Origin of the sequence: Geomonas azotofigens (assembly GCF_018919395.1) — a bacterium.
Classification (GTDB): domain Bacteria; phylum Desulfobacterota; class Desulfuromonadia; order Geobacterales; family Geobacteraceae; genus Geomonas; species Geomonas azotofigens.
Map to the genome: position 1 here is coordinate 1 of NZ_JAHLME010000003.1, position 25,324 is coordinate 25,324.

27 protein-coding genes are annotated in these 25,324 nt (G+C 58.9%); 20 read left to right on the forward strand and 7 right to left on the reverse strand.

Translation table 11 applies throughout. The features are described from left to right. The 7 genes from KOL99_RS09820 to KOL99_RS21900 form a co-directional block, all read right to left on the reverse strand. Positions 1-318, reverse strand: a 318-nt coding sequence (locus KOL99_RS09820) for a transposase (protein ID WP_216510306.1), incomplete at its 3' end; no start/stop codon positions are given. A gap of 339 nt (positions 319-657) precedes the next feature. Further along, positions 658-1,686, reverse strand: coding sequence for a transposase (locus tag KOL99_RS09825; protein ID WP_216510307.1), 1,029 nt, complete (start codon positions 1,684-1,686; stop codon positions 658-660). Between the two features lie 80 nt (positions 1,687-1,766). Continuing rightward, a complete protein-coding gene (locus KOL99_RS09830) occupies positions 1,767-2,468 on the reverse strand; it encodes a hypothetical protein (RefSeq protein ID WP_216510308.1) in 702 nt (233 codons plus the stop codon). Then, the gene (locus tag KOL99_RS09835; RefSeq protein WP_216510309.1) at positions 2,468-4,105 is read right to left on the reverse strand and encodes an RNA-directed DNA polymerase; all 1,638 of its coding nucleotides are present in this window, start codon (positions 4,103-4,105) and stop codon (positions 2,468-2,470) included. Before KOL99_RS09835 ends, KOL99_RS09830 begins: the two co-directional genes overlap by 1 nt. A 226-nt stretch (positions 4,106-4,331) precedes the next feature. Further along, positions 4,332-5,537 (reverse strand): hypothetical protein, encoded by a 1,206-nt coding sequence (locus KOL99_RS09840; protein ID WP_216510310.1) that lies wholly within the window; start codon positions 5,535-5,537, stop codon positions 4,332-4,334. Next, positions 5,534-6,478: a DUF2157 domain-containing protein gene (locus KOL99_RS09845; protein WP_216510311.1), complete on the reverse strand. Its 945-nt coding sequence runs from the start codon at positions 6,476-6,478 to the stop codon at positions 5,534-5,536. Before KOL99_RS09845 ends, KOL99_RS09840 begins: the two co-directional genes overlap by 4 nt. Before the next feature lie 182 nt (positions 6,479-6,660). Beyond that, the gene (locus KOL99_RS21900; protein ID WP_216510312.1) at positions 6,661-7,335 is read right to left on the reverse strand and encodes a DUF2845 domain-containing protein; all 675 of its coding nucleotides are present in this window, start codon (positions 7,333-7,335) and stop codon (positions 6,661-6,663) included. 373 nt (positions 7,336-7,708) lie between these two features. On the opposite strand from KOL99_RS21900, the gene KOL99_RS09855 reads away from it, so the two are divergent. The 20 genes from KOL99_RS09855 to KOL99_RS09950 all read left to right on the forward strand — a co-directional run bounded on the left by KOL99_RS09855 (position 7,709) and on the right by KOL99_RS09950 (position 25,315). After that, on the forward strand, positions 7,709-8,170 hold the full coding sequence (locus KOL99_RS09855; protein WP_216510313.1) for an RrF2 family transcriptional regulator: 462 nt from the start codon (positions 7,709-7,711) through the stop codon (positions 8,168-8,170). A 69-nt stretch (positions 8,171-8,239) separates the two neighbouring features. Then, positions 8,240-9,232: a sulfate ABC transporter substrate-binding protein gene (locus tag KOL99_RS09860; protein WP_216510314.1), complete on the forward strand. Its 993-nt coding sequence runs from the start codon at positions 8,240-8,242 to the stop codon at positions 9,230-9,232. Between the two features lie 37 nt (positions 9,233-9,269). Beyond that, on the forward strand, positions 9,270-9,428 hold the full coding sequence (locus tag KOL99_RS09865; protein ID WP_216510315.1) for a YezD family protein: 159 nt from the start codon (positions 9,270-9,272) through the stop codon (positions 9,426-9,428). A gap of 170 nt (positions 9,429-9,598) precedes the next feature. Further along, entirely contained in the window at positions 9,599-10,807 is a 1,209-nt protein-coding gene (metK, locus tag KOL99_RS09870; RefSeq protein WP_216510316.1) for a methionine adenosyltransferase, read from the forward strand. Between the two features lie 100 nt (positions 10,808-10,907). Beyond that, complete coding sequence (locus tag KOL99_RS09875) at positions 10,908-11,735, forward strand: nucleotide-binding protein (protein ID WP_216510317.1); 828 nt, start codon at positions 10,908-10,910, stop codon at positions 11,733-11,735. Positions 11,736-11,752: 17 nt separating this feature from the next. Continuing rightward, positions 11,753-12,121 carry a PLP-dependent cysteine synthase family protein gene (locus tag KOL99_RS09880; RefSeq protein WP_328760089.1) on the forward strand — a complete coding sequence of 123 codons (369 nt, stop codon included), beginning with the start codon at positions 11,753-11,755 and terminating at the stop codon, positions 12,119-12,121. Positions 12,122-12,280: 159 nt separating this feature from the next. Continuing rightward, positions 12,281-13,159 (forward strand): nitrogenase iron protein, encoded by an 879-nt coding sequence (gene nifH / locus KOL99_RS09885; protein ID WP_216510318.1) that lies wholly within the window; start codon positions 12,281-12,283, stop codon positions 13,157-13,159. A gap of 29 nt (positions 13,160-13,188) precedes the next feature. Further along, positions 13,189-14,022 (forward strand): radical SAM protein, encoded by an 834-nt coding sequence (locus KOL99_RS09890; RefSeq protein ID WP_216510319.1) that lies wholly within the window; start codon positions 13,189-13,191, stop codon positions 14,020-14,022. Between the two features lie 75 nt (positions 14,023-14,097). Continuing rightward, on the forward strand, positions 14,098-15,183 hold the full coding sequence (locus KOL99_RS09895; protein WP_216510320.1) for a uroporphyrinogen decarboxylase family protein: 1,086 nt from the start codon (positions 14,098-14,100) through the stop codon (positions 15,181-15,183). A 206-nt stretch (positions 15,184-15,389) separates the two neighbouring features. Beyond that, positions 15,390-16,220: a sulfate ABC transporter permease subunit CysT gene (cysT, locus tag KOL99_RS09900; RefSeq protein ID WP_216510321.1), complete on the forward strand. Its 831-nt coding sequence runs from the start codon at positions 15,390-15,392 to the stop codon at positions 16,218-16,220. Between the two features lie 29 nt (positions 16,221-16,249). Then, entirely contained in the window at positions 16,250-17,125 is an 876-nt protein-coding gene (cysW, locus tag KOL99_RS09905; RefSeq protein WP_216510322.1) for a sulfate ABC transporter permease subunit CysW, read from the forward strand. Positions 17,126-17,129: 4 nt separating this feature from the next. Beyond that, positions 17,130-18,197, forward strand: coding sequence for a sulfate/molybdate ABC transporter ATP-binding protein (locus KOL99_RS09910; RefSeq protein ID WP_216510323.1), 1,068 nt, complete (start codon positions 17,130-17,132; stop codon positions 18,195-18,197). Between the two features lie 416 nt (positions 18,198-18,613). Continuing rightward, positions 18,614-18,964 (forward strand): NifB/NifX family molybdenum-iron cluster-binding protein, encoded by a 351-nt coding sequence (locus tag KOL99_RS09915; protein WP_216510324.1) that lies wholly within the window; start codon positions 18,614-18,616, stop codon positions 18,962-18,964. An 11-nt stretch (positions 18,965-18,975) separates the two neighbouring features. Next, complete coding sequence (gene cysK, locus KOL99_RS09920) at positions 18,976-19,905, forward strand: cysteine synthase A (RefSeq protein WP_216510325.1); 930 nt, start codon at positions 18,976-18,978, stop codon at positions 19,903-19,905. A gap of 36 nt (positions 19,906-19,941) precedes the next feature. Next, complete coding sequence (locus KOL99_RS09925) at positions 19,942-20,757, forward strand: ABC transporter ATP-binding protein (RefSeq protein ID WP_216510326.1); 816 nt, start codon at positions 19,942-19,944, stop codon at positions 20,755-20,757. Between the two features lie 2 nt (positions 20,758-20,759). Further along, positions 20,760-21,566 (forward strand): ABC transporter substrate-binding protein, encoded by an 807-nt coding sequence (locus KOL99_RS09930; protein ID WP_216510327.1) that lies wholly within the window; start codon positions 20,760-20,762, stop codon positions 21,564-21,566. Continuing rightward, positions 21,563-22,591, forward strand: a complete 1,029-nt coding sequence (locus KOL99_RS09935) for an ABC transporter substrate-binding protein (RefSeq protein ID WP_216510328.1) — start codon at positions 21,563-21,565, stop codon at positions 22,589-22,591. The genes KOL99_RS09930 and KOL99_RS09935 overlap by 4 nt, the downstream gene beginning before the upstream one ends. Before the next feature lie 32 nt (positions 22,592-22,623). Next, on the forward strand, positions 22,624-23,673 hold the full coding sequence (locus KOL99_RS09940; protein ID WP_216510329.1) for an ABC transporter substrate-binding protein: 1,050 nt from the start codon (positions 22,624-22,626) through the stop codon (positions 23,671-23,673). A gap of 7 nt (positions 23,674-23,680) precedes the next feature. Beyond that, on the forward strand, positions 23,681-24,637 hold the full coding sequence (locus KOL99_RS09945) for an ABC transporter permease (RefSeq protein ID WP_216510330.1): 957 nt from the start codon (positions 23,681-23,683) through the stop codon (positions 24,635-24,637). A gap of 21 nt (positions 24,638-24,658) precedes the next feature. Beyond that, positions 24,659-25,315 (forward strand): DUF1847 domain-containing protein, encoded by a 657-nt coding sequence (locus KOL99_RS09950; protein WP_216510331.1) that lies wholly within the window; start codon positions 24,659-24,661, stop codon positions 25,313-25,315. Positions 25,316-25,324 lie beyond the last annotated feature (9 nt).

Here is a 25,324-nt window from a genome sequence, read left to right on the forward strand (position 1 = left end):
AAGAATCGACTTGTATCGGTTCTGAAACAAATGCCCGCAGCGTTGATGGCGCAGATTGAAAGCGGTAGCGTAGCCTCCCAACAACTTCTGCATCAGGCTGGAAATAGGAATGTTTCCAGTCTGCAGCAGTAGATGAAGGTGATTTGGGATCAAAGCCCAGGCAAAGCATCGGGTTGAGGAGGTGGTCGTAAGCTCGATGAGCCGAGACAGGAAGTCGTCTCTGTCTACATCATCGGAGAAAATGTCTCTACGTTCGATGCCACGGCAAATTATGTGGTGCAAAGACCCTGGTATATCGATCCGTCCTTGGCGAGGCATAGCCACCTCCTGGAAATCTTATAATCTTATACGTGTCCCCCTGTTCCTTGGAAATCTTATAATCTTATACGTGTCCCCCTGTTCCCCAGATAAAAGTGGTTACCTGATGTTGTTATTGCTTCTTTTGTCAAATCATGCTCGGTCATTTTGCATCTCTCTTTTTCAACGTCTCAAGGCGCACCGGCGACCGTAGCGAACACCGTGTGCCGCCGCTGGTTGAACTCTAAAGGCTTATTTCTTCAGTCACAAAGAATCAATTTCTAATCGCGCCTGCCTCTCGGGGCAAAGGGGGACACGTATAAGATTATAAGTTTCGGGCAAAGGGGGACACGTATAAGATTATAAGTTTCTGTCCAGCACCTCTTGCAGTTCCCATCCGTTTTCTTCGGCCAGCTTTTCACCACGTGAAACAGCTTGGGCAACAGCGGGTTGAGATATCTGTAACAACCTCGCTAGGGCCACCTCTGTAACCCCTATCTCTCTGACCGCCCAAAAACATAACAAACTGCGTGCCCGAACATGCTGGCGCTGTTTGCCCGCCGCACAAACGTCCTTTGCTTCCATCTCAAGAACATTAGCTACCAATAAAATTAATCTCTCAATATCCACCTTCTGTCGGCTGTATCTAGTCTTTTTTTCAAATTCGTCCTCTGCCAACTGCAGCAGAGAATGAACAAAATCACTGTCGCCCAGTATTCGTTCATCACTTTCGAAGAACATATCGGCATCTCTAGCAGAACGTAACTCTCGCCATCCGCCGACACTTCTCCTTAATCCGCCACCTGTCAAATCTGAGCGACGTCCCATCGCCACTCCGTCAAATACGAAGCTCTTATACGCTTTGCGGCTTTCTCCAAGCTTGTTGCCGAACCGCCCTAAAACATCTGTGATAGGCATCCATGACTCAAGGTCTGGGTTGCAACCAAGCATGCAACCATGCCCGCAGTACCGGAACTCCGATAATGCTTCAAACGTGGGAACAAGGCCTGCACGTAAGGGATTCAAATGGATGTATCTCACCAGTTCCAGCAAATAGACCTCTTCCTGGCAAAGAATCGACTTGTATCGGTTCTGAAACAAATGCCCGCAGCGTTGATGGCGCAGATTGAAAGCGGTAGCGTAGCCTCCCAACAACTTCTGCATCAGGCTGGAAATAGGAATGTTTCCAGTCTGCAGCAGTAGATGAAGGTGATTTGGGATCAAAGCCCAGGCAAAGCATCGGGTTGAGGAGGTGGTCGTAAGCTCGATGAGCCGAGACAGGAAGTCGTCTCTGTCTACATCATCGGAGAAAATGTCTCTACGTTCGATGCCACGGCAAATTATGTGGTGCAAAGACCCTGGTATATCGATCCGTCCTTGGCGAGGCATAGCCACCTCCTGGAAATCTTATAATCTTATACGTGTCCCCCTGTTCCCCCTGTTCCTGTTCCCCTGTTCCCTGTTCTGAGTTACATCGAACCCACTTCTGTGGAAACAAAAGCTATTACATCAGAAAAAACATCTACAGCTTTGGTTCCGGAACATGACTCTATTAATTCATCAACTGTGCACTCAAATTTTAAACCAGTGCGTGGATTAACTAGAGCAATATTTTCAATTTGATACTGCATAGAATAAAAATTTAGGGCAAGATATGTTATTATTTGCCGTAGATCGTTTGTTTTAAAATGTCTGTCACCAGCCTTTACCTCGACCAGCCTGTCAAGATATATAATATCTGCTTTGCAAGAATCCAATTGCCCACAGCCTTTAAATAATGGCCAAAAGACAATATTTGAAAAGTCAGCTCCATAAAAATATCTGGAAAGAGAATTTGCAATCTTCTTAGCTTCGCTCAGTTCTTTATTTGATAACGGATCAATTGGATTAATACTTTGAGCAAGTCGCTGGATATATGCACGTACGTTTTCCTCGATGGAACTGAACTTTCCAGACGCTACTTTCCCAGAAATTGATTTCTCTTTAAATAAGCGAAAGGCCAACTCGTTGATAACCGCTCTTCTATCTCTATCTACTTGACCTGATGAAAGCACAGGCAAATTAAATCTATTTGATGACAGGTTCAAATGTCTAACAAATGAATCCGCCGTAGGGAGCAGTTGATTCCAAAAAGATGAGTATGAATTAGAAAATTTGCGTTCAGAAATCATTATATTTCCAACCCCTTACCATTGGCTTTATGCTCAGATGCCCAAGTAAGAACCAATTTATCAAAAGGTGATAGGGATGACTTAATTCGTTTCCGCCATTCTTTTCCTTCGTCTTCAAGAATATACGAAGATATAAGTAAGGCGCGTTTTTCCCACGGGGTGGCTGTATTGAACCGCTTAAGTTGATTGGATACCCAATAATCAGCATTATGTTTAGCAAGAATCAAAATAATATCGCGCTTTATCATCATAGACGTTGTTTCCATAAAAACTTTTATAAGCACAGTGTCTGTTTCATCGGAGTTATCATATGATAGAACTCTAACAGCAAAGGCAAGATTGACCGGAACCTGACAGATATACGATTGTGTTTCGAGCAATTCTCTTAGTTTAGCAAAAACCTTCTGCCTCGTATTATCATTCAAATCATCTATAATACGAACAAGCAGTATCATAACTGTTGTGAATATTGGATATAAAATATATAAATTCTCCAACAACGACAATACTGCTGGGTTTTTTACGTTTTCATCAATGTGACCAATCGCTTTGATTAATTTACGAGTTAGGCCTTCCTGCACTCTAGTTTTTTGCATTTCACTCGCAAGCATTCCAACAATGTCAAACTTACCTAATTCATCGCAAAGTGTTTCGTAATCTTCATCAGCAGTATCAGAATATGGGTCATAGTGAATATGTATGCTTAGAAAATCCCTCTTATTTTTTTCTTCTCCATCCTCAGGAATGTTTGAATCTGAGAAGGTAGATGTTTCAAGGAATTCACCAGAACTAAGGATTCGAGTTTTTGTTTTTTGTATCGTCAAGCCTTCGTTATTCAGTAGGGTTTCACTTAGATAAATAAGATTTGCATACATCTCTTCTTTAGAATTGCCAAATATATGATAATCATCAACAAAACGGCAAAAGGAAATCCCGCGAGCGACCAAAAGTTTATCTGTTCTATTTAGCAACAACTCGCTAAGCAACCTTGCTGCTGGACCTCCGATGGGTAAACCATACGAGACCCCACCGGACAGGCCATTCAGCAAGTACTTAATTTGTTTGATCACTTCAGATTTTCTGGTAGTTTTCTTTAATGCATTTTCAAGGCGGTGATGATAAATATGAGGATAAAAATCAGATATGTCACACGTCAGTACAAATTTGAATTTACTAGCTTGCTGAATCGAATGCTTTTGGAAAGCAAGCCACCCAAAATCTTTGTCAAAAATTGTATGATCATCCATATCTGGTTTAAACCGATATGAAAAAACATTATCGTTGCTAGTACTGATCCTGCTTTTTTCGATGTCGTTACCTATAAAAATTACCAATCCAAGCAGGTAAGCATTCCAAATCGAATCTATCTGAGTCCCTTGCCTAAATCCAGTATACCCTACCGAGTTGAGTAGTTTTTCATGCTCTAGAGGCATTTGACTGATTAATTCGTCAAAAGATCCATTAATACTCTCAAGTAATTTTATTATATCGTCTTTCTTATCTTTAAAGATTTGACGCTCAATTGGGTACGGGAAGATATCAGTATCACCATATCTGATAATATTTTCAAGTGAGAAGGCTAAACATTTATCAAGTGAACCTAATTTAGGTGTTTCAGCTTTTTGTTTAAGTTGCACAGTGTGATCTACCTTTATTAGTGGAATATTGTTGTTCTAGTTGTTGGGAGGCCAACGCCCAAAGGGAGACATGGGGACGCCCATGATTTCATGCGTTTCTTCGGAAACTAAGAAAATGGGTAGCGCACAACTTCATGGGCGTCCCCCTGCTGCATAATCGCTGGAAGCTCGTCCTCCCTTTTCACATTTACGCCGATCTCCTTTAGGTCAGAAATTCTGCGGATCACTAATAGCTGCCGGATGCGCCGCCTCCGCCGAAGGTACCACCGCCCGGTTGAAATCCTTTTGCCTGTGGCACACTGGCCACCGGGGTGAGGGGCTGGATCGCCGCCAACGCCTCGGCATCGAGACCATAGAGGCGCGGTTCAAGAAGCGGTTCGGCGGTAAAGGCGCCCCGGCAGCGCTTCGAACCGGTGCGCAGCCAGCGCAGCAGGCCGAAGGCGAGACTTGCCAACAACAGTCCCGCTGCCGTCAACTCCTCGGCAAGATGCCCGAAATGTATGTAGTACTTGAGGGTGATGATCGACAGGATTGCGGAGACGACGCCGAACCAGAGCAGGGCCCGGTCGCGGCGGCAGATCCCTATCGCCAGGGCCGCCACCGGCAGGATGGCGGTAAGTAGCGCGCAAAGGGGATCGCTCCAGGGTAGCTGCCACTCTCCCGGAGTCCAGCCGAGCCATTCCCGCCAGAGGAGGCGATGGGCAAAGAGGTTCACGTCGAGGTAGATTCCCGCCCAGGCCGCGAGGCGCATGCTCTCCAAAGACCAAACGTATCCCCGGGGCAGGTTCTTTCGGCCGGTAAGCCGCAGTTGCGCCCAGATTGCCGCTGCGCCGAGCAGCAGCAAGAGGACGAGCCGGGACAGTCCCGGCGTCTGCCAGAGGAGAACGTCCGCGAGATGGAAGGGAAGACCGGCAAGGGCGAAGATCGCCCCGAACGCCGCCAGGGCGTAGCCGTAGCGGACCGTCAGCAGGACCGCTCCGGCCAGGACGATGACGTGCGCCGCAAGCCAAGCCAGGCGTTCCGCGCTGTGCCCCAAGTCGTGAGTGGGGATGGCAACCGCCAGGGCAAGCATGCCGACCGCCAGCAGCAGCAGCGCCTCCTCGGCGCCGCAGCGGTAGAGGCGGCGGCCGGCAATGAGCTCGTGATCGGCGACCCAGGCGCAGAGCGGGGCGAAGAGCAGGCACAATACAGTGAAGCCGTCTTCCTTGACATCGAACATAACAGCCGGCAGCGCCACCAGAGCCGCTACTCCGACCGTGGTGAACAAGGCGAGGAGGATGCGGATAAAGACGTTCACCCGCACCAATTCCGGCCGATAGCGCTCCGCCACCGCAGCGGCCTGCTCAGGGGTAATGATCCCGGCCTCCTGCCAGCGTCGCGCCTCCTCAACCACCGCCACCCGGCGCTCACCTTTCTCGTAGAGGCGTATCATTCGGCACTCCGAAGGCGGCGGTGCAAGGCCACCAGAGCCGTCAGCAACGACGCCGCGCTGATCAGGAAGTAGAGTATGCCCCCTTCACTGCTCCAGTGACCGCGATCGAACATGAAGCTGGTGATGCCGAGATAGCCATAAAGGACGGCGTACAGGAGGAAGGCGAAGCTGCGTTCCCGCAGGGCATAGAGGGCGCTGCCGCAGCCGGCCAGCAGCAGGCCGGCAAGATAGGCCAGACCGGTGGCGCGGGAGCTGATCCCGGCGACCAAGGCGGCGAGGAGTACGTTGACCCCGAGGTGCAGGTGGACGGGGAGGAAGTGGCGTTTCCAGCCGAGCCGGGTCTGTATCGCCCCCGTCGCCACAACCAGGGCCCCGAAGAAGAGGGCATTGTCGCGCAGGGCGCCATCCCAAAGCCCTGCGCCGAGTAGGCTCGTCTTGACGCCGAGCCAGGCGCCGAGGGTGGAGAGGGCCAGGGATAGGACCAGGCGATTATCAAAATAGTGGGCGCAGAGGAGATACGTCAGGGCGGAGACCAGCAGCCACCAGTTCCAGTATTGGGCGAGGAGTTGGTAGCGGAGTTCCAGATAGCCCTGTAGCGTTCCAAGGAGGAGGCAGCCGAGCAGGAGGACATAGTCGTATGCCGCGTCGGGGGGCGCGAGTTTTTCCCGAGAGAAACCTCCGCCGTGGCGCAGGCAGTAGGCAAAACAAACAGCACACCCCAGGGTAATGGCCGCGAGCAGGGTCAGGTGGCCGATGGAGGCAAAATGTTTGGCGACAAGCAGACCGAGTCCGGTAGTCAGGATCAGGATGCCGCCATAGAGGAGCAGCCGCAGTTCCCAGTGCACCGAAAATAGCTCCCGACCGTAGATCCGGCGCAGCAGCGCCGCCTGCTCCCGGCTCAGGATTTCGCTACTCTCAAGATCATCCAGTGCCTCTTGCACCGTGCCTCCCTTTCTTCAATCCACCACACACTCGACATCTGAGGAGACATGGGAGACATGGGGACGCCCATTGATTTTATGCGTTTCTCCGCACAGGGATGCATGATTTCATTGGCGTCCCAGCTTTCTACAAGCCTGCCCCTTTATCGCTACATCTCAGTTGTCCATCACTCGGCCGGCTATCAGTAGCCATAGTCGAGACTGAGAACTTTGCTCACGCGACCGCCCTTAAAACAAACGCCTTGCATGAACTCATTGGGCCCGAAGTTGTATAGCCAAATCTCCTGACAGTCGCTTTTCCAGGGAGACGGGTGGGCTACAGGCTGGCCACACTTCTGTAACACCTCTCCCTTGGAGTCACCTCTCGCCGCCAAACCGTTACTGCACCGGCACGACTCAAAAACGTTCGTTCCGGTAGTAGCATTTGCTGCGTTCATGGCTACCAAGGCAACATTCCTCGGTGGGGCGGCCTGTATTGGGGCAACTGTTGCCGGAGATATCTGCTGAGATGGCAACGGTGATCGTTGCGGCAAAGTTTGCTGAGGTGCTGCCTGAATTGGTGCCGGTTCTGCTTCGTACCTGGCGGGAACCACAACTACCTCATTCCCATTTTTATCGGTGTAGTGTTCATAGCCGGAGGTGTCAGTTGGTTTCTGAGGCTGCGGGGCGGGCATCGCTACTGGCTGTGCAGGCATCGCCGGAACTTGCTGCATGGGGATGGCAGGTTCTTTCGCAGCGCCGAAAATAAAGGAAGTCAGATCTGTTTTCACCAGCTGTACAGCGGCAAGCAGTATTACCACAGACATCCAGACACCCATGGCATTTTGCGGTGACTGGGGTTTTCTTTTCTGTCTCACAGAGGATTCTCCGGTTCAATCCATTCTTGTGCACACGCTACGGGTGATAATGGCAAGCTACGGTTGTGTGGGGAGACATAGTGGGTAAGAGCTTATTAAGTAAACGACACTATATGATTTCTTATGAGGCAAGTCAAACGGCAATGACTGTCACGGGTAGGATGGATACGTTCGGACTTAGAACAAGAGGGTGTGAGACTGTTGTGGTAAGAGGAGGGGGGATGCGGAAAGGTACTTTGATCGCAGAAATTTTCAGGAGAAAAAATAATGATATTAAATATATAGCATGGGGACGTAAAGTTGCCGGAAAAAAGAGTTGACATAAAGTTTTGGAGGAGCTATACACAAGTCTACAAAAACGACAGGGTAATAGATGATTTCTAAAAAGACTAAATATGGCCTGAAAGCCCTCATCTACCTTGCTCGCCAGTACGAGCAGGGACCGATCCTGATTGCGGACCTTGCTCGGGACGAAAACATCCCGAAGAAGTTTCTGGAAGCCATCCTGCTTGCCCTGAAAAACAGTGGCATCCTGCAGAGCCGGAAAGGGAAGGGGGGCGGCTACTACCTGGGCCGCTCACCCAGGCAGATTACCATGGGGCAGGCCATCCGTGTCATGGAAGGTCCCCTCGCTCCGGTTCCCTGCGTCAGCGAGTCCGCGTACGCGAAGTGTACCGAGTGCGGCAACGAGAACACCTGCGGCATCCGGCTGGTCATGAAGGACGTGCGCGACGCGATCGCCCAGATCCTCGACAACACTACCCTAGCCGATGTGCTGGAGCGCATCGACCACGCCGAACAGTCTGAAAAGAACGTCATCGATTTTTGTATCTAGCACGGCAACACTTTTTTTTGCCTTTAAAATCTATCAAATCTGTAGACTAACCAGAAAAGGAGAATGGCCATGAAAAGATTCATCCGCACCGCTTTTGTCACACTGCTCACCGCAGCACTGCCCCTCACCGCCTTCGCGGCACAGGAGTTCCTCAACGTCTCGTACGATCCGACTCGCGAGCTGTACCAGGACTTCAACAAGGCTTTCGCCAAAAAAGGGCACTCGAACGTCACCTTCAAGCAGTCCCACGGCGGCTCCGGAAAGCAGGCCAGGGCGGTGATCGACGGCCTCGAGGCCGACGTGGTCACGCTGGCGCTGGCCTACGACATCGACGAGATCAGCGACAAGGCGAAGCTCCTCCCGGCCGACTGGCAGAAGAGGCTCCCGAACAACAGCTCTCCCTACACCTCGACCATCGTCTTCCTGGTGCGCAAAGGTAACCCGAAGCAGATCAAGGACTGGAACGACCTGGTGAAGCCGGGCGTCGCCGTCATCACCCCGAACCCCAAGACCTCCGGCGGCGCGCGCTGGAACTACCTCGCGGCCTGGGCCTACGCCCTGAAGCAGAAAGGGGGCAACGAGGCCAAAGCGAAGCAGTTCGTGTCCGAGCTCTTCAAGCACGTGCCGGTGCTCGATTCCGGCGCACGCGGCGCCACCACCACCTTCGTGCAGCGCGGCCAGGGCGACGTGCTCCTCGCCTGGGAAAACGAGGCCTTCCTTGCGGTGAACGAACTGGGCAAGGACAAGTTCGAGATCGTGGTGCCGTCGGTGAGCATCCTGGCCGAACCGCCGGTCTCCCTGGTTGACAAGGTGGTCGACAAGAAGGGAACCAGGAAGCTTGCCGAGGAGTACCTGAAGTACCTCTATTCGCCGGAAGGGCAGGAGATCGCAGCCAAACATTACTACCGTCCGCGTGACAAGAAGGTGGCGGCGAAGTATGCCAAGGTGTTCCCCAAGGTGAAGCTCGTCACTATCGACGACACCTTCGGCGGCTGGCGCAAGGCACAGAAGACCCATTTCGCCGACGGCGGCGTGTTCGATCAGATCTACAGCGCAAAGTAGCTTGCACTGCATCACGCCAAGCGGGCCAGGAGGGAGCATGAACGCCGTAGCGGAAAAATCCGGCAAATGGAGTAAGGAGCTTGAGCAGAGAATCCGTCTTGCACTCCAGGACCTGCGCTTCGGGACGGTGACCCTCGTGGTCCAGGACGGCAAAGTCATCCAGCTCGACAAGAACGAGAAGATCAGGATTCAGTAGGTCATCAGCAGGAACCCCGGCGGCGCCCGAGAGGCCGCCGCCGGAGATACATCAATTCCCGAAACAACCTGTCGCCGACCAGACAAACTGGAGGCCAGGCCGTAACCGGATGCACGGTTATGCCTGGCCTTTTTTGTTGCCGCCGGCCAGTTCCAGAGGAGGAAGCACCCATGTCCAAGCAGCGATTTCTGTTCACCTCCGAATCCGTCACCGAGGGGCACCCCGACAAGCTGGCGGACCAGGTTTCCGACGCCATCCTCGACGCCTTGCTCGCCCAAGATCCCCATGCCCGTGTGGCCTGCGAGACCAGCGTGACGACTGGGCTTGTGCTGCTGTTCGGCGAGGTCTCCAGCTCGGCCCAAGTCAACTTCGCCCGCATCGCCCGGGACACCATCGCCCAAGTCGGCTATACCGACGCGAAGTACGGCCTGGATGCGGAACATGCCGCGGTCCTGGTTTCTCTGGACCAGCAGTCGGCCGACATCGCCCAGGGGGTAGACGTCGCGCTGGAGCAGAGAAAGGGGGCGGAGCACGACGGGTACCTCGACTCTGTGGGGGCGGGGGACCAGGGGATGGTCTTCGGCTTTGCCACCGACGAGACCCCCGAATACCTTCCCACCAGCATCGCCCTGGCCCACAAGCTGGCCCGGCGGCTCACCGAGGCGCGCAAGTCCGGCGAGCTTCCCTACCTGCGCCCCGACGGCAAGACCCAGGTAACCGTGGAATATGAAGGGGATGTTCCTGTCCGGGTGGACACGGTGGTCATCTCGGCCCAGCACGACCCGGAGGTGGAGCTCGAACAGATCCGCGCCGACCTGATCGCAAAGGTGATCGGGCCGGTGATCCCCGAGGCGCTCCTGGACGCGCAGACCCGCATCTTCGTCAACCCGACCGGTCGCTTCGTCATCGGCGGACCGCACGGCGACGCCGGCCTCACCGGCAGGAAGATCATCGTGGACAGCTACGGCGGCTTCTCGCGCCACGGCGGCGGCGCGTTCTCGGGCAAGGACTCCACCAAGGTGGACCGCTCCGGCGCGTACGCGGCCCGCTACGTGGCGAAGAATCTGGTCGCTGCGGGGTTGGCAAAGAAGGTCGAGGTCCAGATCGCCTACGCCATCGGCGTCGCCCGCCCGGTCTCCATCTTCGTCGACAGCTTCGGGACCGGGGCCTTGGCCAACGAGGAACTGGCCGGACTGATCGCGCGCCACTTCGACCTGCGGCCTGCTGCCATCATCGAGCAGCTCGACCTCAGGCGTCCCATCTACCGCGACACGGCAGCCTACGGCCACTTCGGCAGGCTCGATCTCGATCTCCCCTGGGAGCGGACCGACAAGGCCGATCTCTTGCGTCAGGCGGCGCGCGGCGTGGCGGTCAGCTGAAAGCATCCTGATCGGCCGGCCGTGGAGAACCTGTGCTTCACCGCCAGCCAACGGCGCACCGTGCTGCGCTTGGGCATGAAACAGTAAAAGGAGGCGCCACATGGCCGGACAACATCTCATCATCGTAGGGAAAAGCGGCGTCGGCAGGTCCACCGTCGCGGCCAATGTGGGCGCCGCCCTGGCGGAAACGGGGCGCCGGGTGCTGCTGATCGGTTACGACAACCACAGGAGCTCGGCGGGCAACCTGAGCGGAGGCAGCGAACTGAAGGCGCTGCCGGTCTGGGGGCACGGGGAGGAGCCACCCCTTTATGCACGTGGCTACCGCGGCGCCCTCTGCCTGGAAGCGGGGGGAGGCGTTGCGGAGGACGAAGCCGCGCAGGCGGCTCTTTTGGACCACCCCCTGGTCGAGGCTTACCAGCCGGAGTTCGTGCTGCATGATTTGGCCTGGGAGCCCGGCGGCACCTTCCGGCTCCCGGCGGGGATCGACGGCGTGGCCAGCGTCCTGGCGGTCACCTCCGCCGACCGTTGCGCACTGCAGGCGGTGAACCGGCTCTTCGGCTGGCTCAACACGGTCGCGGCCGCCAACACCAGGCTGGGAGGCGTGGTGGCCAACAACCTGACGGGGCCGCTGCAGGAGGCGATCGTGTCGGATTTCGCGGGGCAAACTGGGGCTTCGGTCACGGCGACCATCCCGCACTCCATCATGGTTTCGGTAAGCGACTTCTATAGCCAGACGCTGCTCGAGTCCGCGCCCTTCTCCCACGTCACCTACGCCTACCGCAAGCTGGCCAGAACGCTGGTAGAGGCGGCGACGCAGCGCCGTCCCCGGCAGCTCGACGACGATGCCATGAAGAAGTGGTCCGGCAAGTGGGGTGACATCATAGCCGAACTCGAGACAGGCGTGGTGAACGGCGGACTCGGGATCTAGACAAGGAGGATGCCGAGATGGCACGCATTTATGACAGCCTTACCGAGCTGATCGGAGCCACGCCCCTGCTGCGCCTGAACCGTTTCGCAGCCGGTATCGGGGCGGAAGTCCTGGCCAAGCTGGAAGCCTTCAACCCCGGAGGGAGCGTCAAGGACCGCATCGGCTACGGCATGCTCATCGAGGCAGAAAAGCAGGGACTCATCGACCGCGATACCGTCATCATCGAGCCCACCAGCGGCAACACGGGCATCGCGCTCGCCATGGTGGCGGCGGCGCGCGGCTACCGGCTGGTGCTCGCCATGCCGGATTCGATGAGCGTCGAGCGTCGCAACCTGCTCAAGGCCTACGGGGCCGAACTGATACTTACCCCGGTGCGGATGGGATGAAGGGGGCCATCAAGAAGGCCGAGGAGATCGCCGCTTCCGAGCCGGGACGCTATTTTATCCCGCAGCAGTGAGGGAAGGTTCACCAGAAAACACAATGGGGAGCCGCAGGCTAGCCGCCGCGGCCCTTGAGTAATCGAACACACAAAAGGAGTTAACGACATGTCCGGCAAAAAAGTGAAAACCATCGCCATCTACGGCAAGGGGGGGATCGGCAAGTCCACCACCACCTCCAACATCAGCGCGGCGCTCGCGGCCTCGGGGCTTAGGGTGATGCAGATCGGCTGCGACCCCAAGAGCGACTCCACCACCACGTTGCGCGGCGGAGGCTACATCCCGACCATCCTCGACACCCTGCGCGAGAAGAAGAATGTGAAGCTTGACGAGGTGGTGTTCCGCGGCTTCGCCGGCATCTACTGCGTCGAGGCGGGCGGACCCGCCCCGGGTGTCGGCTGCGCCGGCCGCGGCATCATCACCTCGGTGGAACTGTTGAAGCAGCTGCGCGTCTTCGAGGAGCTCGATCTCGACATCGTGGTCTACGACGTCCTCGGGGACGTGGTCTGCGGCGGCTTCGCGGTGCCGGTGCGCGAGGGGATCGCCGACCATGTCTTCACGGTTTCCTCCTCGGACTTCATGGCCATCTACGCGGCGAACAACCTGTTCAAGGGGATCCAGAAGTACTCCAACAACGGCGGTGCGCTCCTGGGCGGGGTGATCGCCAACTCCATGAACTCCGATTACCACAAGGCGATCATCGACGATTTCGTGGAGAACACCCAGACCCGGGTGGTCGAGTACGTGCCCCGTTCGGTTACCGTGACCCAGTCCGAACTGCAGGGGAAAACCACCATCGAGGCCTTCCCCGACTCGGAGCAGGCCAAGGTGTATCGCGCCCTCGCGGACAGGATCTACCACCATACCGACTCCAAGGTGCCCGCACCGCTGAACGACAAGCAACTGCACGAGTGGGCCCTCAAGTGGGCAGACACCCTGCTCGCCATCGAGACCGGCGAAGTGAGAAGCAGCGGCGCCAGCATCTAGATTCTGGCGGACGGGGGAGGGGAGAATACATGGCGACTTCATGCACGAGGGAAAAGGTACTGCATGGGCACCCATGCTTCGGCGGGAACCGGCACAAGAACGGTCGCATGCACCTGGCCGTGGCGCCGCGCTGCAACATCAAGTGCGGCTATTGCGATAGAAGGCACGACTGTGCCAATGAGTCGCGTCCCGGGGTGACCAGCAGGCTCCTTACCCCGCCGGAGGCGCTGGAGCGGGTGCGCGGCGTCATGGCCAGCTCTTACGGCCCACTGATCAAGGTCATCGGCATTGCCGGGCCGGGAGATCCTCTGGCCAACGAAGAGAGCTTCGAGACATTCCGGCTGGTGCAGCGAGAGTTCCCGGATTTGCTGTTCTGTCTGAGCACGAACGGGCTGGCGTTACCCGAGCGCGTCGAGGACCTTTCTATCGTCAACCTGCATAGCCTTACCGTCACCATCAATGCCGTTGACCCGGAGGTGGGAGCCCGAATTTACCGGGAGGTCCGGTACCGCGGCTGCGTCCTGCGTGGCGCTGAGGGGGCTGAAATCCTGATCCGGAACCAGTTTGAGGGGGTGCGCCTTGCCGCACAGCTCGGCATGGTGGTCAAGGTGAACACGGTACTCATCCCTGGGATCAACGAGGAGCAGATCCCGCTTATCGCACAGAAGGTGAGCGATGCGGGAGCTTTTGTCATGAACGTGATGCCCATAATTCCGCAGGCAGACCTCGCCCACGTCCCCCGCCCGACCCCGGAGCACCTGGAACAGGTCCGGTCTGCCAACGAAGCCACCATCGCACAGTTTCGCGGCTGTCAGCAGTGCCGCGCCGATGCGGTCGGCCTCATCGGCGGCTGCGCCGGATAATCGCGGCAGTAGACAAATCCGACTGAAGGAACCGGCAATGGTGAAAATGGAGATTGCCAAAAGGGGAAGCCGTGTATGAGTGCTGGCGCCTGGAAAGAAACCATGTCCTCCCGGGAGCGGACCGTAGCGGCCCTGACCGGAAAGCCGTACGACCGGATCCCGGTAAACCTGTTGATCAGCGACCATGCCGCCCGTGTCATCGGCGTCAGCGTCGGCGACTACAACAACTCGGAGCACCTTATGGCCAAAGGGCAGATCGCCGCCTGGCGCAGTTACGGCGCCGACAACGTCAACACCGGGCCTGGGCTCACGGGGGTGGCCGAGGCGATAGGGAGCAAGGTCGTCTTCCCGGACAGCACGCCCTACATCGCTCACAACGTGGTGGTCGACGAGTCGTCGCTCGACACCCTGCGCGTCCCGGACCCGGAGAACGACGGGCGCTTACCGCTCTTCCTGGAGGCGGCGACGCTGGTGCTCAAAGAGATCGGCGATCAGGTGCCGCTGACGATGACCTGTGCCGGTCCCTTCACCACAGCCGCCGGCATCCGCGGCACCGCACCGTTCCTGCGGGACCTGCGCAAGAACCCAGCCTTTGCGCACCGCCTGCTACGGCTCTCGACCGACAGTATCATCCGCTTCGCGAAGGCGGCCCTCGAACGTGGCGCCAGCATCGGTCTCGCCGATCCGACGGCTTCGGGGACCATGGTCTCCTCAGCGCTGTTCAAGGAGTTCGCGTTCCCCTACCTGCGCCAGCTCTGCTCGGCGGTCCGCAACGAGTGCGGCGCCGCACCGTCGCTTCACATCTGTGGCAATACCACAAGGATCTGGCGCGAGATGGCGGATACCGGCGCATCGGTGCTGAGTCTTGACGATGCCGTCGATCTTGCCGACGCCAAGGCGGAGGTAGGCGGGCGAGTGGCCCTTCTTGGCAACGTCAAGCCCACCGCCGCCATGTACCTCGGCACGCCGGGCGACGTAACACGTAACGCGAAGGAGTGCATCGCCAAAGGGTGGGACAACCCGAAGGGGTACATCCTCGGCCTTGGCTGTGGGCTCCCCATCGACACGCCGCCCGCCAATATCCATGCCCTGGTTGCCGCGGCCAAGACCTATGGGCGGTGGCCCCACGATGCCACGGCCGCGGCTAAGGAGGTGTTATAAATCAAGCATTTCAAGCGATACTGGTTTGTTTATAAGTTTGCTGTGTAATTTCAATCATAGTTACTACATCAAATAAGTAGTTTTTTTCGTTGACAATGCCGAACTCCTGGTGGTAAATACTAGTCCACTATTCCGATGGATTTATTATGCATAGGTTGGGCGATGCCCCTGCGCCAATGCAGATCCGACGATTAACAGGGGGGACCATGGCCTGGTCAGGCAGGAAAAACAACGTGTTGCCCGGATTCACTCCGGCGCTCGGCTACACCATCTTCTACCTGAGCCTCGTCGTGCTCATCCCACTCTCCGCGCTCTTCTTCAAGACCGCATCTCTCAGCTGGGACGCCTTTGTCGCAGCGGTCACCGCGCCGCGGGTGCTCGCTTCCTACCGGGTTACCTTCGGTTCCTCGCTTGCCGCTGCACTCATCAACGCGTTCTTCGGGGTACTGGTGGCCTGGGTGCTGGTCCGCTACCGCTTTCCAGGTAAAAAACTGATCGATGCCCTCGTGGACCTTCCGTTCGCCTTGCCGACCGCCGTGGCCGGCATCACCCTCGCCAGCATCTACTCGCAAAATGGCTGGCTGGGGCGCTACCTGGAGCCGCACGGCATCAAGGTCGCCTTCACCCCGCTTGGCATCGCGGTCGCCATGGTCTTCATCGGCCTCCCCTTCGTGGTACGGACGGTCCAGCCGGTGCTGGAGGAGCTGGACCAGGAAATCGAGGAGGCCGCCTCCTGCCTCGGCGCCAACCGGTGGCAGACCTTTCGCCGGGTGCTTTTGCCGACCATGCTCCCCGCCATTCTCACCGGCTTCGCCCTTTCCTTTGCGCGTGCCGTCGGGGAATACGGCTCCATCATCTTCATCGCCGGCAACATGCCGATGGTCTCCGAGATCACCCCGCTGCTCATCATCACCAAACTGGAGCAGTACGACTACGCCGGCGCGACTGCCATCGCGACCGTCATGCTGGTGGTCTCCTTCGTCATGCTGCTCTGCATCAACCTGTTGCAGAAGTGGAGCAGGCGGTTCGCGGAATAGACGGGCTTCGGCGCCGGGAGGGTTAGGACATGGTTGGAAAGGGACTTAACAAAAAGGAGAGGAAAGGGGCGACGGTCACCGAGCCTGCCTGGGTGCGCTCGCTGCTGATCGCGATAGCCCTGGCTTTCCTGGCGCTGTTCCTGCTGCTGCCGCTCGCCGCGGTGTTCAGCCAGGCGCTTGAAAAAGGATGGGAGGCGTACCTCGCCGCGCTCAAGGAGCCGGATACCATCTCAGCCATCCGGCTCACCCTGATCACCGCCGCGGTTTGCGTACCTTTAAACCTCTTCTTCGGCATCGTCGCGGCCTGGGCCATCGCCAAGTTCAGCTTTCCCGGCAAGAGCTTCCTGATCACGCTGATCGACCTGCCGTTCTCGGTATCCCCGGTGGTCTCGGGCCTCATCTACGTGCTGATCTTCGGTTTGCAGGGGTGGCTCGGCCCGTGGCTCCAGGCGCACGACATCAAGATCATTTTCGCTGTCCCGGGGATCATTCTCGCCACCATCTTCGTCACCTTCCCGTTCATCGCGCGTGAGTTGATCCCGCTCATGGAGTCGCAGGGGCGCGAGGAGGAGGAAGCTGCGCTGACCCTTGGCGCCAACGGGCTGCAGACCTTCTTTCGGGTCACCTTTCCCAACATCAAGTGGGGCATCCTCTACGGCGTGATCCTCTGCAACGCGAGGGCGATGGGGGAGTTCGGCGCGGTCTCGGTCGTTTCCGGCCACGTGCGTGGCTCCACTAACACCATTCCGCTCCAGGTGGAGATCCTCTACAACGAATACAGTTACGCTGCCGCCTTCGCGGTCGCTTCACTCTTGGCACTGTTGGCCTTGGTGACCCTCGCGGTGAAGACGGTGGCCGAATGGAAGATGCAGCAGACGATCACAGCAGCAGAGACAGAAAGGTAATCCCATGAGCATCGAGATCGAAGCGGTAAGCAAATCATTCGGCACCTTTGCCGCACTGAAGGATGTGAGCCTCAAGGTCCCCTCCGGGGAGCTGGTGGCGTTGCTCGGCCCCTCGGGCTCCGGGAAGACTTCGCTTTTGCGCATCATCGCCGGGCTGGAGAGCCCGGACAGCGGCAGGATCCTCTTCGACGGCGAGGAGGCCACCAAGCGCCAGGTCCAGGAGCGCCAGGTGGGGTTCGTCTTCCAGCACTACGCCCTGTTCCGGCACATGACCGTTTTCGAAAACATCGCTTTCGGTCTCACCGTGAAGCCCAAGAAGAGCCGCCCCGGCAAGCAGGAAATCCGGGACAAGGTGCACAACCTGCTCAAGCTGATCCAGCTGGAAAACCTTGCCGACCGCTACCCGGCACAGCTTTCGGGTGGGCAGCGGCAGCGTGTGGCCCTGGCCCGGGCCCTCGCCGTCGAGCCGCAGGTTCTCTTGCTGGACGAGCCGTTCGGCGCGCTGGATGCCAAGGTGAGGCTGGAGTTGCGCCGCTGGCTCAGGCGCCTGCACGACGAAATCCACGTCACCAGCGTCTTCGTGACCCATGACCAGGAGGAGGCGCTCGAGGTTGCCGACCGGATCGTTGTCATGAACCAGGGGCGCATCGAGCAGGAAGGGACGCCGTCCGAAGTCTACGATCGCCCGGCCACCCCCTTCGTCTACGACTTTTTGGGCAGCGTGAACCTCTTCCACGGCAGGGTCCACGAAGGAACCGCCCAGATGGCGGGTATCAATCTTTCCTCGCCTGAGAACGCCTCGGCAAATGACGCTCCGGCAATAGGGTACGTTCGGTCGCACGACATCGCCATCGGACGGGAATCGGCCGACGGCGCCATCAGGGCGGAGGTGCGCTACCTTCTCTCCGTTGGGCCTCTGGTACGCGTAGATCTTGCGCTCTCCTGCAGCGACCGAACCATCGAGGCGGAGCTGCCGCGTGACGAGGCGGACCGGCTCCAGTTGCAGGTAGGGGAGCAGGTCTACGCCAGGCCGCGCAAGATGCGTGTCTTCGTCGAGGATTACCAGATTTAGCAACACTCTATAAAAATTGTAGGCTAAATAGAAAATTGCTTGACTTGTTCAGGCGCAGGCGCTATGATCGGCGCCAACAGTAACGGTGGGGCTCCCAGAGCTTCATCATCATAAGAACTGGTTGACCAGACAAACTGGAGGCCAAGGTAAGTGATTCCCTCGCGGGAGGCGCTACCTTGGCCTTTTTTCGTTTTGGGGCGCACGCGGAACATCGCCCCCGCCTAAAGCCCCCCTCCCTGTCCCTCCCCCTCCGGGGGCGGGGACGCTTGACAGGTATCTCGGCCCCTCCCCCCGCTGGGGCGACACTTGGCAGGTACCCCCTCCCCCTGGAGGGGGGAGGCTGGGAGGGGGGAATGGGAGGGGGGAATGGGAGGGGGGAAACTTTGGACGGCTACAAAAACAGTCGGAGGTGCTGCGTGGAGTTGAGAGTTGCTTTGGCCAGCAGTGACGGGATAGTGGTGGACCAGCACTTCGGCCGGGCCACCCGCTTCAGCATCTACCGTCTCACCGACGGTGGCTGGGAGCACCTGGAGGACCGCGACAACATCCCTGCCTGTGCGGGCCAGGAGCACGCTGACGGGATGTTGGAGCAGACCGCCGAGGTCATATCCGACTGCAGGGGGGTGGCCGTTGCCCGTATCGGAGTAACCGCCATGGACGTTCTGCTGGCGCGGCGTATCTTCCCCTTCGTGCTGGAACTCCCGGTGGGAGAAGCCCTGCAGGTCCTGCAAAAATCGAAGCTCATTCACAGAGCCATCAAATCTTAAGGAGGCAGTTCATGTCCAAAATCGCCAACAGTATCACCGATCTCATCGGGAGAACTCCCTTGCTGCGCCTTTCCGCTCGCCAGTCCGGCGGCAACGCGGACCTGGTCGCCAAGCTCGAGTCCTTCAACCCGGGCGGCTCGGTAAAGGACCGCATTGGCTTCGCCATGATCAAGGCTGCCGAGGAGCAGGGGCTGGTCAACAAGGACACCGTGATCATCGAGCCGACCAGCGGCAACACCGGCATTGCGTTAGCCTTCGTGGCGGCGGCCAAGGGGTATCGCCTCATCCTCACCATGCCCGACACCATGAGCATCGAGCGCCGTAACCTCTTGAAGGCCTACGGCGCAGAACTGGTCCTGACGCCGGGTGCCAAGGGGATGAAAGGCGCCATCGAGAAGGCGACCGAACTCGCCGCGGCGACCCCCAACTCATTTGTGCCGCAGCAGTTCAACAACGGCGCCAACCCGGCCATCCATCGCGCCACCACGGCCGAGGAGATCTGGGAGGACACCGCCGGCAAGGTGGATATCGTGGTCGCCGGCGTCGGGACGGGCGGGACCATAACCGGCGTGGGCGAGGTGCTGAAAGAGCGCAATCCCGCCATCAAGGTGGTGGCCGTCGAGCCGCTCGACTCGCCAGTCCTTTCCGGCGGCACCCCGGCTCCCCACAAGCTCCAGGGGATCGGTGCCGGCTTCGTGCCGTCAGTTCTGAACACGGACGTGTACGACGAGATCTACAAGGTGAAGAACGAGGAGGCATTCGAGACGGCGCGCAGCTTGGCCAGGGAAGAGGGGCTGCTGGTCGGGATCTCGGCCGGTGCGGCCGCCTTCGCCGCGCGCCAGGTGGCCAGGCGTCCGGAGAACAAGGGGAAACTCATCGTGGTGGTGCTTCCGGACACCGGCGAGCGCTACCTCTCCACCGCGCTCTTTCAGGACGCATAACCAGCAGAAGTCACACTTCAAGACCGGGGATTCACCATGCACGAGATAGCGATACAGAACGTCAGTTTTTCCTATGGCAGCCAAACCGTACTGGAGGAAATCAACCTTACCGCCCAAGCGGGAGAGTTCGTCTGCCTCCTGGGTCCTTCCGGATGCGGCAAAAGCACGCTGCTGAGGCTGCTGGCGGGTTTGGGATTACCAACGTCCGGCCGCGTCACGCTGGACGGGACGCCTATCACCGGCCCCGGCCTCGACCGCGGCGTTGTATTCCAGGACTACAGCCTGTTCCCCTGGATGACCACGGGACAGAACGTGGTCCTGGCACTGAACCAGGCCTTTCCCGGCAAGAGCAAGGTCGAGCAAGCTGCGACGGCACAGGACTACCTCGAGATGGTCGGCTTGAACGACGTGTTCCACAAGCTCCCGGGGGCCCTTTCAGGCGGCATGCGCCAGAGGGCCGCCATCGCCCGCGCCTTCGCGATCAACTCGCCTGTCCTTCTCATGGATGAGCCCTTCGGGGCGCTGGATGCCATCACCCGCGCGCGCTTGCAGGACCTGCTCTTGCAGCTTTGGCAGCACAACTCGCAGGAGCGCAAGACCGTCTTCTTCGTCACCCACGACGTGGAGGAGGCGATCCTGCTCGCGAACCGCGTGGTGGTCATGGGGCTCAATCCCGGATCGGTGCGGGGCGTCTTCGAGGTGAACATCCCTCGCCCCCGCCAGCGCCAAGACCTCTACAGCAACCCCGCCTTTACCACGCTGCGGGACCAGCTGATCCGGGAACTAAATGCTGACGTGCTCCAGGAACTGGACGGCGGCCGAACGGTGCAAAGCGCCGGGGAGGCGATCTGAGCATGCGGTGCCTGGGTTACCTCTTGCTGATCGTATCGCTTGCGCTGCTCGCCGTCGGCGTCAAGCCGGATTCCGCCCGGGCCGCTGCGGCGATCAGGCTGGGGTTCCTCGATGACCCCGGCAGCGCTTTGGTCCTGCTCGCCGATGCCGGGTCCCTGTTCAAGGAAGAGGGACTCGAAGTCAAGCTGGTTCGCTTCAACGACAGCGCCAGCGGCCTCGCCTCACTGGCTGCCGGGAAGGTGGATGTCGGGGCCTTTGCGGTAGGGGAGACCTTGAAGGCGATAGCCAAGGGGCACCAGCTACGAATCATCGCCGGAGGCGGTACCGACCGCACCGGGTCGCTTCTGGATGAGGTCGATGCTTCGGCCCGCCTGGAGCGCGAGGACCGCGGCGTCGTGGTGAGCCTGCCGGACCTGCCCGGGGCGCCTGGCAAGGAGACGCTGGCCAAACTTGTCAGCGCGCTGATCAAGGCGGACCTGCTGCTGCACAACCACCCCGCCCGGGCCTGGAACAGCATTGCCCACCAACGCCCCACTAAAGGGCGGGATTTCCGCTTCGATCCCGATCCCGATTACTATCGGCTGGCAGATATCTGGAAACGGCTGGACCTGCAGGCACCCAGCATGGCGCGGAGCTTCCTCGCCGACCACATCTACGACGAGATTTACTGTGACGCTCTCCATGACCTGAGAGACGGGGAAGGGGAGCCTGACCCCGTATTGAAGAAATTAGCTGACAAGGCGGTCTGTCCCCCCGACTGCTGCCCCACCGGCAAAAAGAAACGCAACGATAAAGGAGGTTCTCAATGAAACGGATTTTCGCACTGGTTCTCATGATCGCCCTGCTGGCCGGCAGCGCCTACGGCGCCACTCTGCCCAAGCTGAGGGTGGGGTACGTGCCGGAGCCGGCCCACGGGCTCTATTTCGTAGCCAAGGAAAAAGGGTTCTTCAAAGACGAGGGGGTTGACGTTGACCTGTATCAGTTCGGCAGTGCCGCCGAGGGAATGGCGGCACTCAAGGCGGACAAGCTCGACGTCGGCACCTTCGGCACCACGGCCCCCCTGGTCTTCATCAGCAAGGGGAGCGAGTTCACCTTCATCGGTGGCATGATGATCGGCGGGCAGGCGATCATCACCCGTCCCGAGCGGCTCGCCGAACTCTCCGGCAAGGACCTGAAGGTCTACAAGGGGAAGAAGATCGGCCTGGTCAAGCTCTCCACCGGCGACGTCATCTTCAAGGGCGCCCTCAAAAAAGCAGGCATCGACTACAAGAAGGACGTCAACTTCGTCGAGTTCGGCAGCGTCGCGGCAGTGGTCGAGGCGGTCAAGAAAGGGGCGGTCGACGCCGGCCTCGTGTTCCCGCCGCACTTCTCGCTGGCGGAGAAGAACCACGGTCTGAAGGTCGCCCACTACATCGAGGATTTCTACCCCGATTACACCTGCTGCCGCATCGTCGCCCCAACCGCACAGGTGAAGGCGAACCCCGATACCTACAGGCGCTTCCTGGCCGCGCTGATCCGCGCCTACCGCTTCTACAAGACCAACCCGGACGAGACGGTGAAGATCTACACCCGTGCGCTGAAGATCGACGAGGACATCATCCGCAACGAGACCTACGTGAAACGGGTTGCGGAATCGAACCCCGATCCCCTCAGGAAGGGAATCCTCGATTTCTGGCAGCACATCAGGGACGCGGGCTACATCACGCAGGACTACCCGATCGACCAGCACATCAACACGGCCCTGTACAAACAGGCGCTCGACTCGATCGTGAAGCGTGAGCCCAAGGACAAGGTGTACCAGCAGATGCTGGCCTTCTACAAAAAGAACAACTGATCGGCGCCTGCCGGCGCACAAGGAGCCAAACCATGAAACGCATCTTTACCATCATCCTATCCCTGGCGCTGCTCGCGCTGGGTGCTGTGACCGCGGGGGCGGCAGAGCTGCACAAGCTCAAGGTGGGGCATCTCCCCACCTCGGGGCACCTCCTCTATTTCGTAGCCAAGGAAAAAGGGTTCTTCCAGCAGGAAGGGCTTGACGTGGAACTGTTCCGCTTCACCAACTCCGGCGAGGGACTGACCGCCATCAAGAGCGGCAAGCTCGACATCGGCTCTTTCGGCACCTCGGCGCCCTTATCCTTCATCGCCAACGGCGCCGACTTCACCATCTTCGGCGGACAGATGGGGGAAGGGCACGCCCTGATCGCCAAGCCCGAGAACGCCGCACGCTTCAAGGACCTGAAGAACTACCGCGGCGCCACCATCGGTGCCATCCGTCTCGCTACCGGCGACGTCGTCTTTCGGGCGGCGCTGCACGAGGCCGGCCTTGACTGGCGCAAGGACCTCACCATCAAGGAGTTCGATTCGCCCGCTGCGGTGCTGGAGGCGGTGAAAAAGGGAGCGGTCGATGCGGGTCTCACCTGGATTCCCTACTACACCATGGCGGAGAAGCAGGGGCTTGCAGTGGTGAAGTACTCCGGCGACGTCATCAAGTCGCACACCTGCTGCCGCCAGGTGGCGCTCACTTCCACGGTGAAGGCACGCCAGGCCGATTTCGAGAAATTCATGGTCGCCCTTTTGAAGGCATACCGTTTCTACCAGGGTAACCACAAGGAAACGGTCGACATCGTGGCCAAGTACGTCCAGATCGACAAGGCGGACCTGAACAAGGACATCTACGGCGGCCACCTGCTGGTGAGTCCGGACCCGCACAAGCCGAGCGTGGTGCAGTTCTGGGACTTCATGAAGAAAGCCGATTACATCAAGTCGAAGGAAGCCATCGAGCCGCACATCAACACCACCCTTTACGCGCAGGCCCTGACGGATCTCTCCAGGCGCGAGCCCAAGGAGAAGCTCTGGGCCAGCCTGGACCGGGATTTCCGCGACGGGGACCCGACGCTGCACATCAAGAAACACTGAGGTCGCCATGGAAGCCGTCCTATCAGCGGGAGCCCGCGTCGAGCGGGTCAGTATCGCCAAACGCCTGATCCTTTCCCCGGCGAGCATCGTCTTCGTCCTGCTTCTCGCGGAACTGTTCTGGCCGGTGCCGGGGGAGGAATACCCGGCGTACCTGCTGGCGCTGACCGCAGCGGTGGAGCTTGCCTACCTGGTGCGCGTAAGCCTTGGCCGCGGCGGCAAGGGTCTGGCGGGCGCCGGTGACGTCGCCGCCATCGTCTTCGGCATACTCCTGGCCTGGCACCTCTGCACCACCAGGTTCGTGCTTCTGGACAAGATGCTCTTCCCCAAACCGGAGCCGGTGTTGCGCCTGTTCGTGAGCGAGCTCCCCGACATGCTGAAGGGGCTGGTCAACTCCCTGATCCTGCTGGTGAGCGGCTACCTGATCGCGCTCGCCACCGCGATCCCCCTGGGACTCCTGGTCGGCTGGCGCGTGCGGCTTTTCAACGCGCTGCACCCCTTTACCAAGGTGCTCGGCCCGATCCCGCCCATCGTGTACATCCCGTACGCGATAGCGCTTTTGCCGAGCTTTAGGGCGGCATCGATCTTCGTGATCTTCATCGGTGCCTTCTGGCCGGTGTTCATCAACACCGTGAACGGGGTCTTCAACATCCACAAGGGACTGCTCGACTCGGCCCGGGTGCTGAGCCTTTCCGAGCGGACCCTGCTCTTCAGGGTGATCCTCCCCGGCGCCATGCCCTCGATCTGCACCGGCGCGACCCTGGGCCTCGTTTTCGCACTGGTGCTTCTGACCGCGGCGGAGCTTATCGGCGCCAACTCGGGCATCGGCTGGTACGTGAAGAACTTCGCGGACTTCGCGGATTACCAGCGGGTGGTGGTCGGCATTATCTTCATCAGCATCGTGGTTACCGTCATCACCTGGGGCACCGAACGCCTGGAGCGCCGCCTGCTGCGCTGGCGCAACTGATTCTTTCAAGGAGTTGCAAACATGAGTAAGAAGAACGGGGTCAAAAGCTGCAGCGACTGCGGCACCCTCAACTGCTACAAGCTGAATGCGAGCTTTCCCACGGGTTGCCTCACCGTGGGGCTCGACCAGGAGGAGCTGGCCGAGGCGGTGGACCTCTACAAGAACGACCCGCTGGTGTCGAAGATCTCCTGCTCCGCCGCCGAGGTGGAGGGGACCTATTACGGCCAACTGACCCGGGTCGAGGAAATCGCCGCCTTCGCCCGCCGCGCCGGCGTCACCAAAATCGGGATCGCAAGCTGCGTCGGCCTGGCCGCCGAGGCACGCACCTTCGCTAAATTCCTCGAGTCGCAGGGGATCGCGTCCTACAGCGTGCTGTGCAAGGTCGGTGCGGTGGAAAAGACCGAGACCGGCATCCCGAAGGAGCACAAGATCGATCCCGATGCCCACGAGTCCATGTGCAACCCGGTGCTGCAGGCGCGGCTATTGGCGAAGCAGGGCACCGAACTGAACGTGGTGGTGGGGCTCTGCGTCGGGCACGACTCGCTCTTCATCAAGTACTCGCAGGCGCCGGTCACCTACCTGGTGGTGAAGGACCGGGTGCTGGCGCACAACCCCGTGGGCGCGCTTTATACCGGCGGGACCTACTACAAGAAGCTCTTCGACGGGAAGCTGCGCTGAGACTTGCCT

Coding starts and splice junctions, on each gene's coding strand:
- metK (WP_216510316.1), top strand. CDS start 9,599: ATGTCCAAGCAGCGATTTCTGTTCACCTCCGAATCCGTCACCGAGGGG.
- nifH (WP_216510318.1), top strand. CDS start 12,281: ATGTCCGGCAAAAAAGTGAAAACCATCGCCATCTACGGCAAGGGGGGG.
- KOL99_RS09935 (WP_216510328.1), top strand. CDS start 21,563: ATGAAACGGATTTTCGCACTGGTTCTCATGATCGCCCTGCTGGCCGGC.
- KOL99_RS09925 (WP_216510326.1), top strand. CDS start 19,942: ATGCACGAGATAGCGATACAGAACGTCAGTTTTTCCTATGGCAGCCAA.
- KOL99_RS09910 (WP_216510323.1), top strand. CDS start 17,130: ATGAGCATCGAGATCGAAGCGGTAAGCAAATCATTCGGCACCTTTGCC.
- KOL99_RS09950 (WP_216510331.1), top strand. CDS start 24,659: ATGAGTAAGAAGAACGGGGTCAAAAGCTGCAGCGACTGCGGCACCCTC.
- KOL99_RS09945 (WP_216510330.1), top strand. CDS start 23,681: ATGGAAGCCGTCCTATCAGCGGGAGCCCGCGTCGAGCGGGTCAGTATC.
- cysT (WP_216510321.1), top strand. CDS start 15,390: ATGGCCTGGTCAGGCAGGAAAAACAACGTGTTGCCCGGATTCACTCCG.
- KOL99_RS09895 (WP_216510320.1), top strand. CDS start 14,098: ATGAGTGCTGGCGCCTGGAAAGAAACCATGTCCTCCCGGGAGCGGACC.
- KOL99_RS09875 (WP_216510317.1), top strand. CDS start 10,908: ATGGCCGGACAACATCTCATCATCGTAGGGAAAAGCGGCGTCGGCAGG.
- cysK (WP_216510325.1), top strand. CDS start 18,976: ATGTCCAAAATCGCCAACAGTATCACCGATCTCATCGGGAGAACTCCC.
- KOL99_RS09840 (WP_216510310.1), bottom strand. CDS start 5,537: ATGATACGCCTCTACGAGAAAGGTGAGCGCCGGGTGGCGGTGGTTGAG.
- KOL99_RS09860 (WP_216510314.1), top strand. CDS start 8,240: ATGAAAAGATTCATCCGCACCGCTTTTGTCACACTGCTCACCGCAGCA.
- KOL99_RS09825 (WP_216510307.1), bottom strand. CDS start 1,686: ATGCCTCGCCAAGGACGGATCGATATACCAGGGTCTTTGCACCACATA.
- cysW (WP_216510322.1), top strand. CDS start 16,250: ATGGTTGGAAAGGGACTTAACAAAAAGGAGAGGAAAGGGGCGACGGTC.
- KOL99_RS09855 (WP_216510313.1), top strand. CDS start 7,709: ATGATTTCTAAAAAGACTAAATATGGCCTGAAAGCCCTCATCTACCTT.
- KOL99_RS09880 (WP_328760089.1), top strand. CDS start 11,753: ATGGCACGCATTTATGACAGCCTTACCGAGCTGATCGGAGCCACGCCC.
- KOL99_RS09930 (WP_216510327.1), top strand. CDS start 20,760: ATGCGGTGCCTGGGTTACCTCTTGCTGATCGTATCGCTTGCGCTGCTC.
- KOL99_RS09865 (WP_216510315.1), top strand. CDS start 9,270: ATGAACGCCGTAGCGGAAAAATCCGGCAAATGGAGTAAGGAGCTTGAG.
- KOL99_RS09890 (WP_216510319.1), top strand. CDS start 13,189: ATGGCGACTTCATGCACGAGGGAAAAGGTACTGCATGGGCACCCATGC.
- KOL99_RS09830 (WP_216510308.1), bottom strand. CDS start 2,468: ATGATTTCTGAACGCAAATTTTCTAATTCATACTCATCTTTTTGGAAT.
- KOL99_RS09940 (WP_216510329.1), top strand. CDS start 22,624: ATGAAACGCATCTTTACCATCATCCTATCCCTGGCGCTGCTCGCGCTG.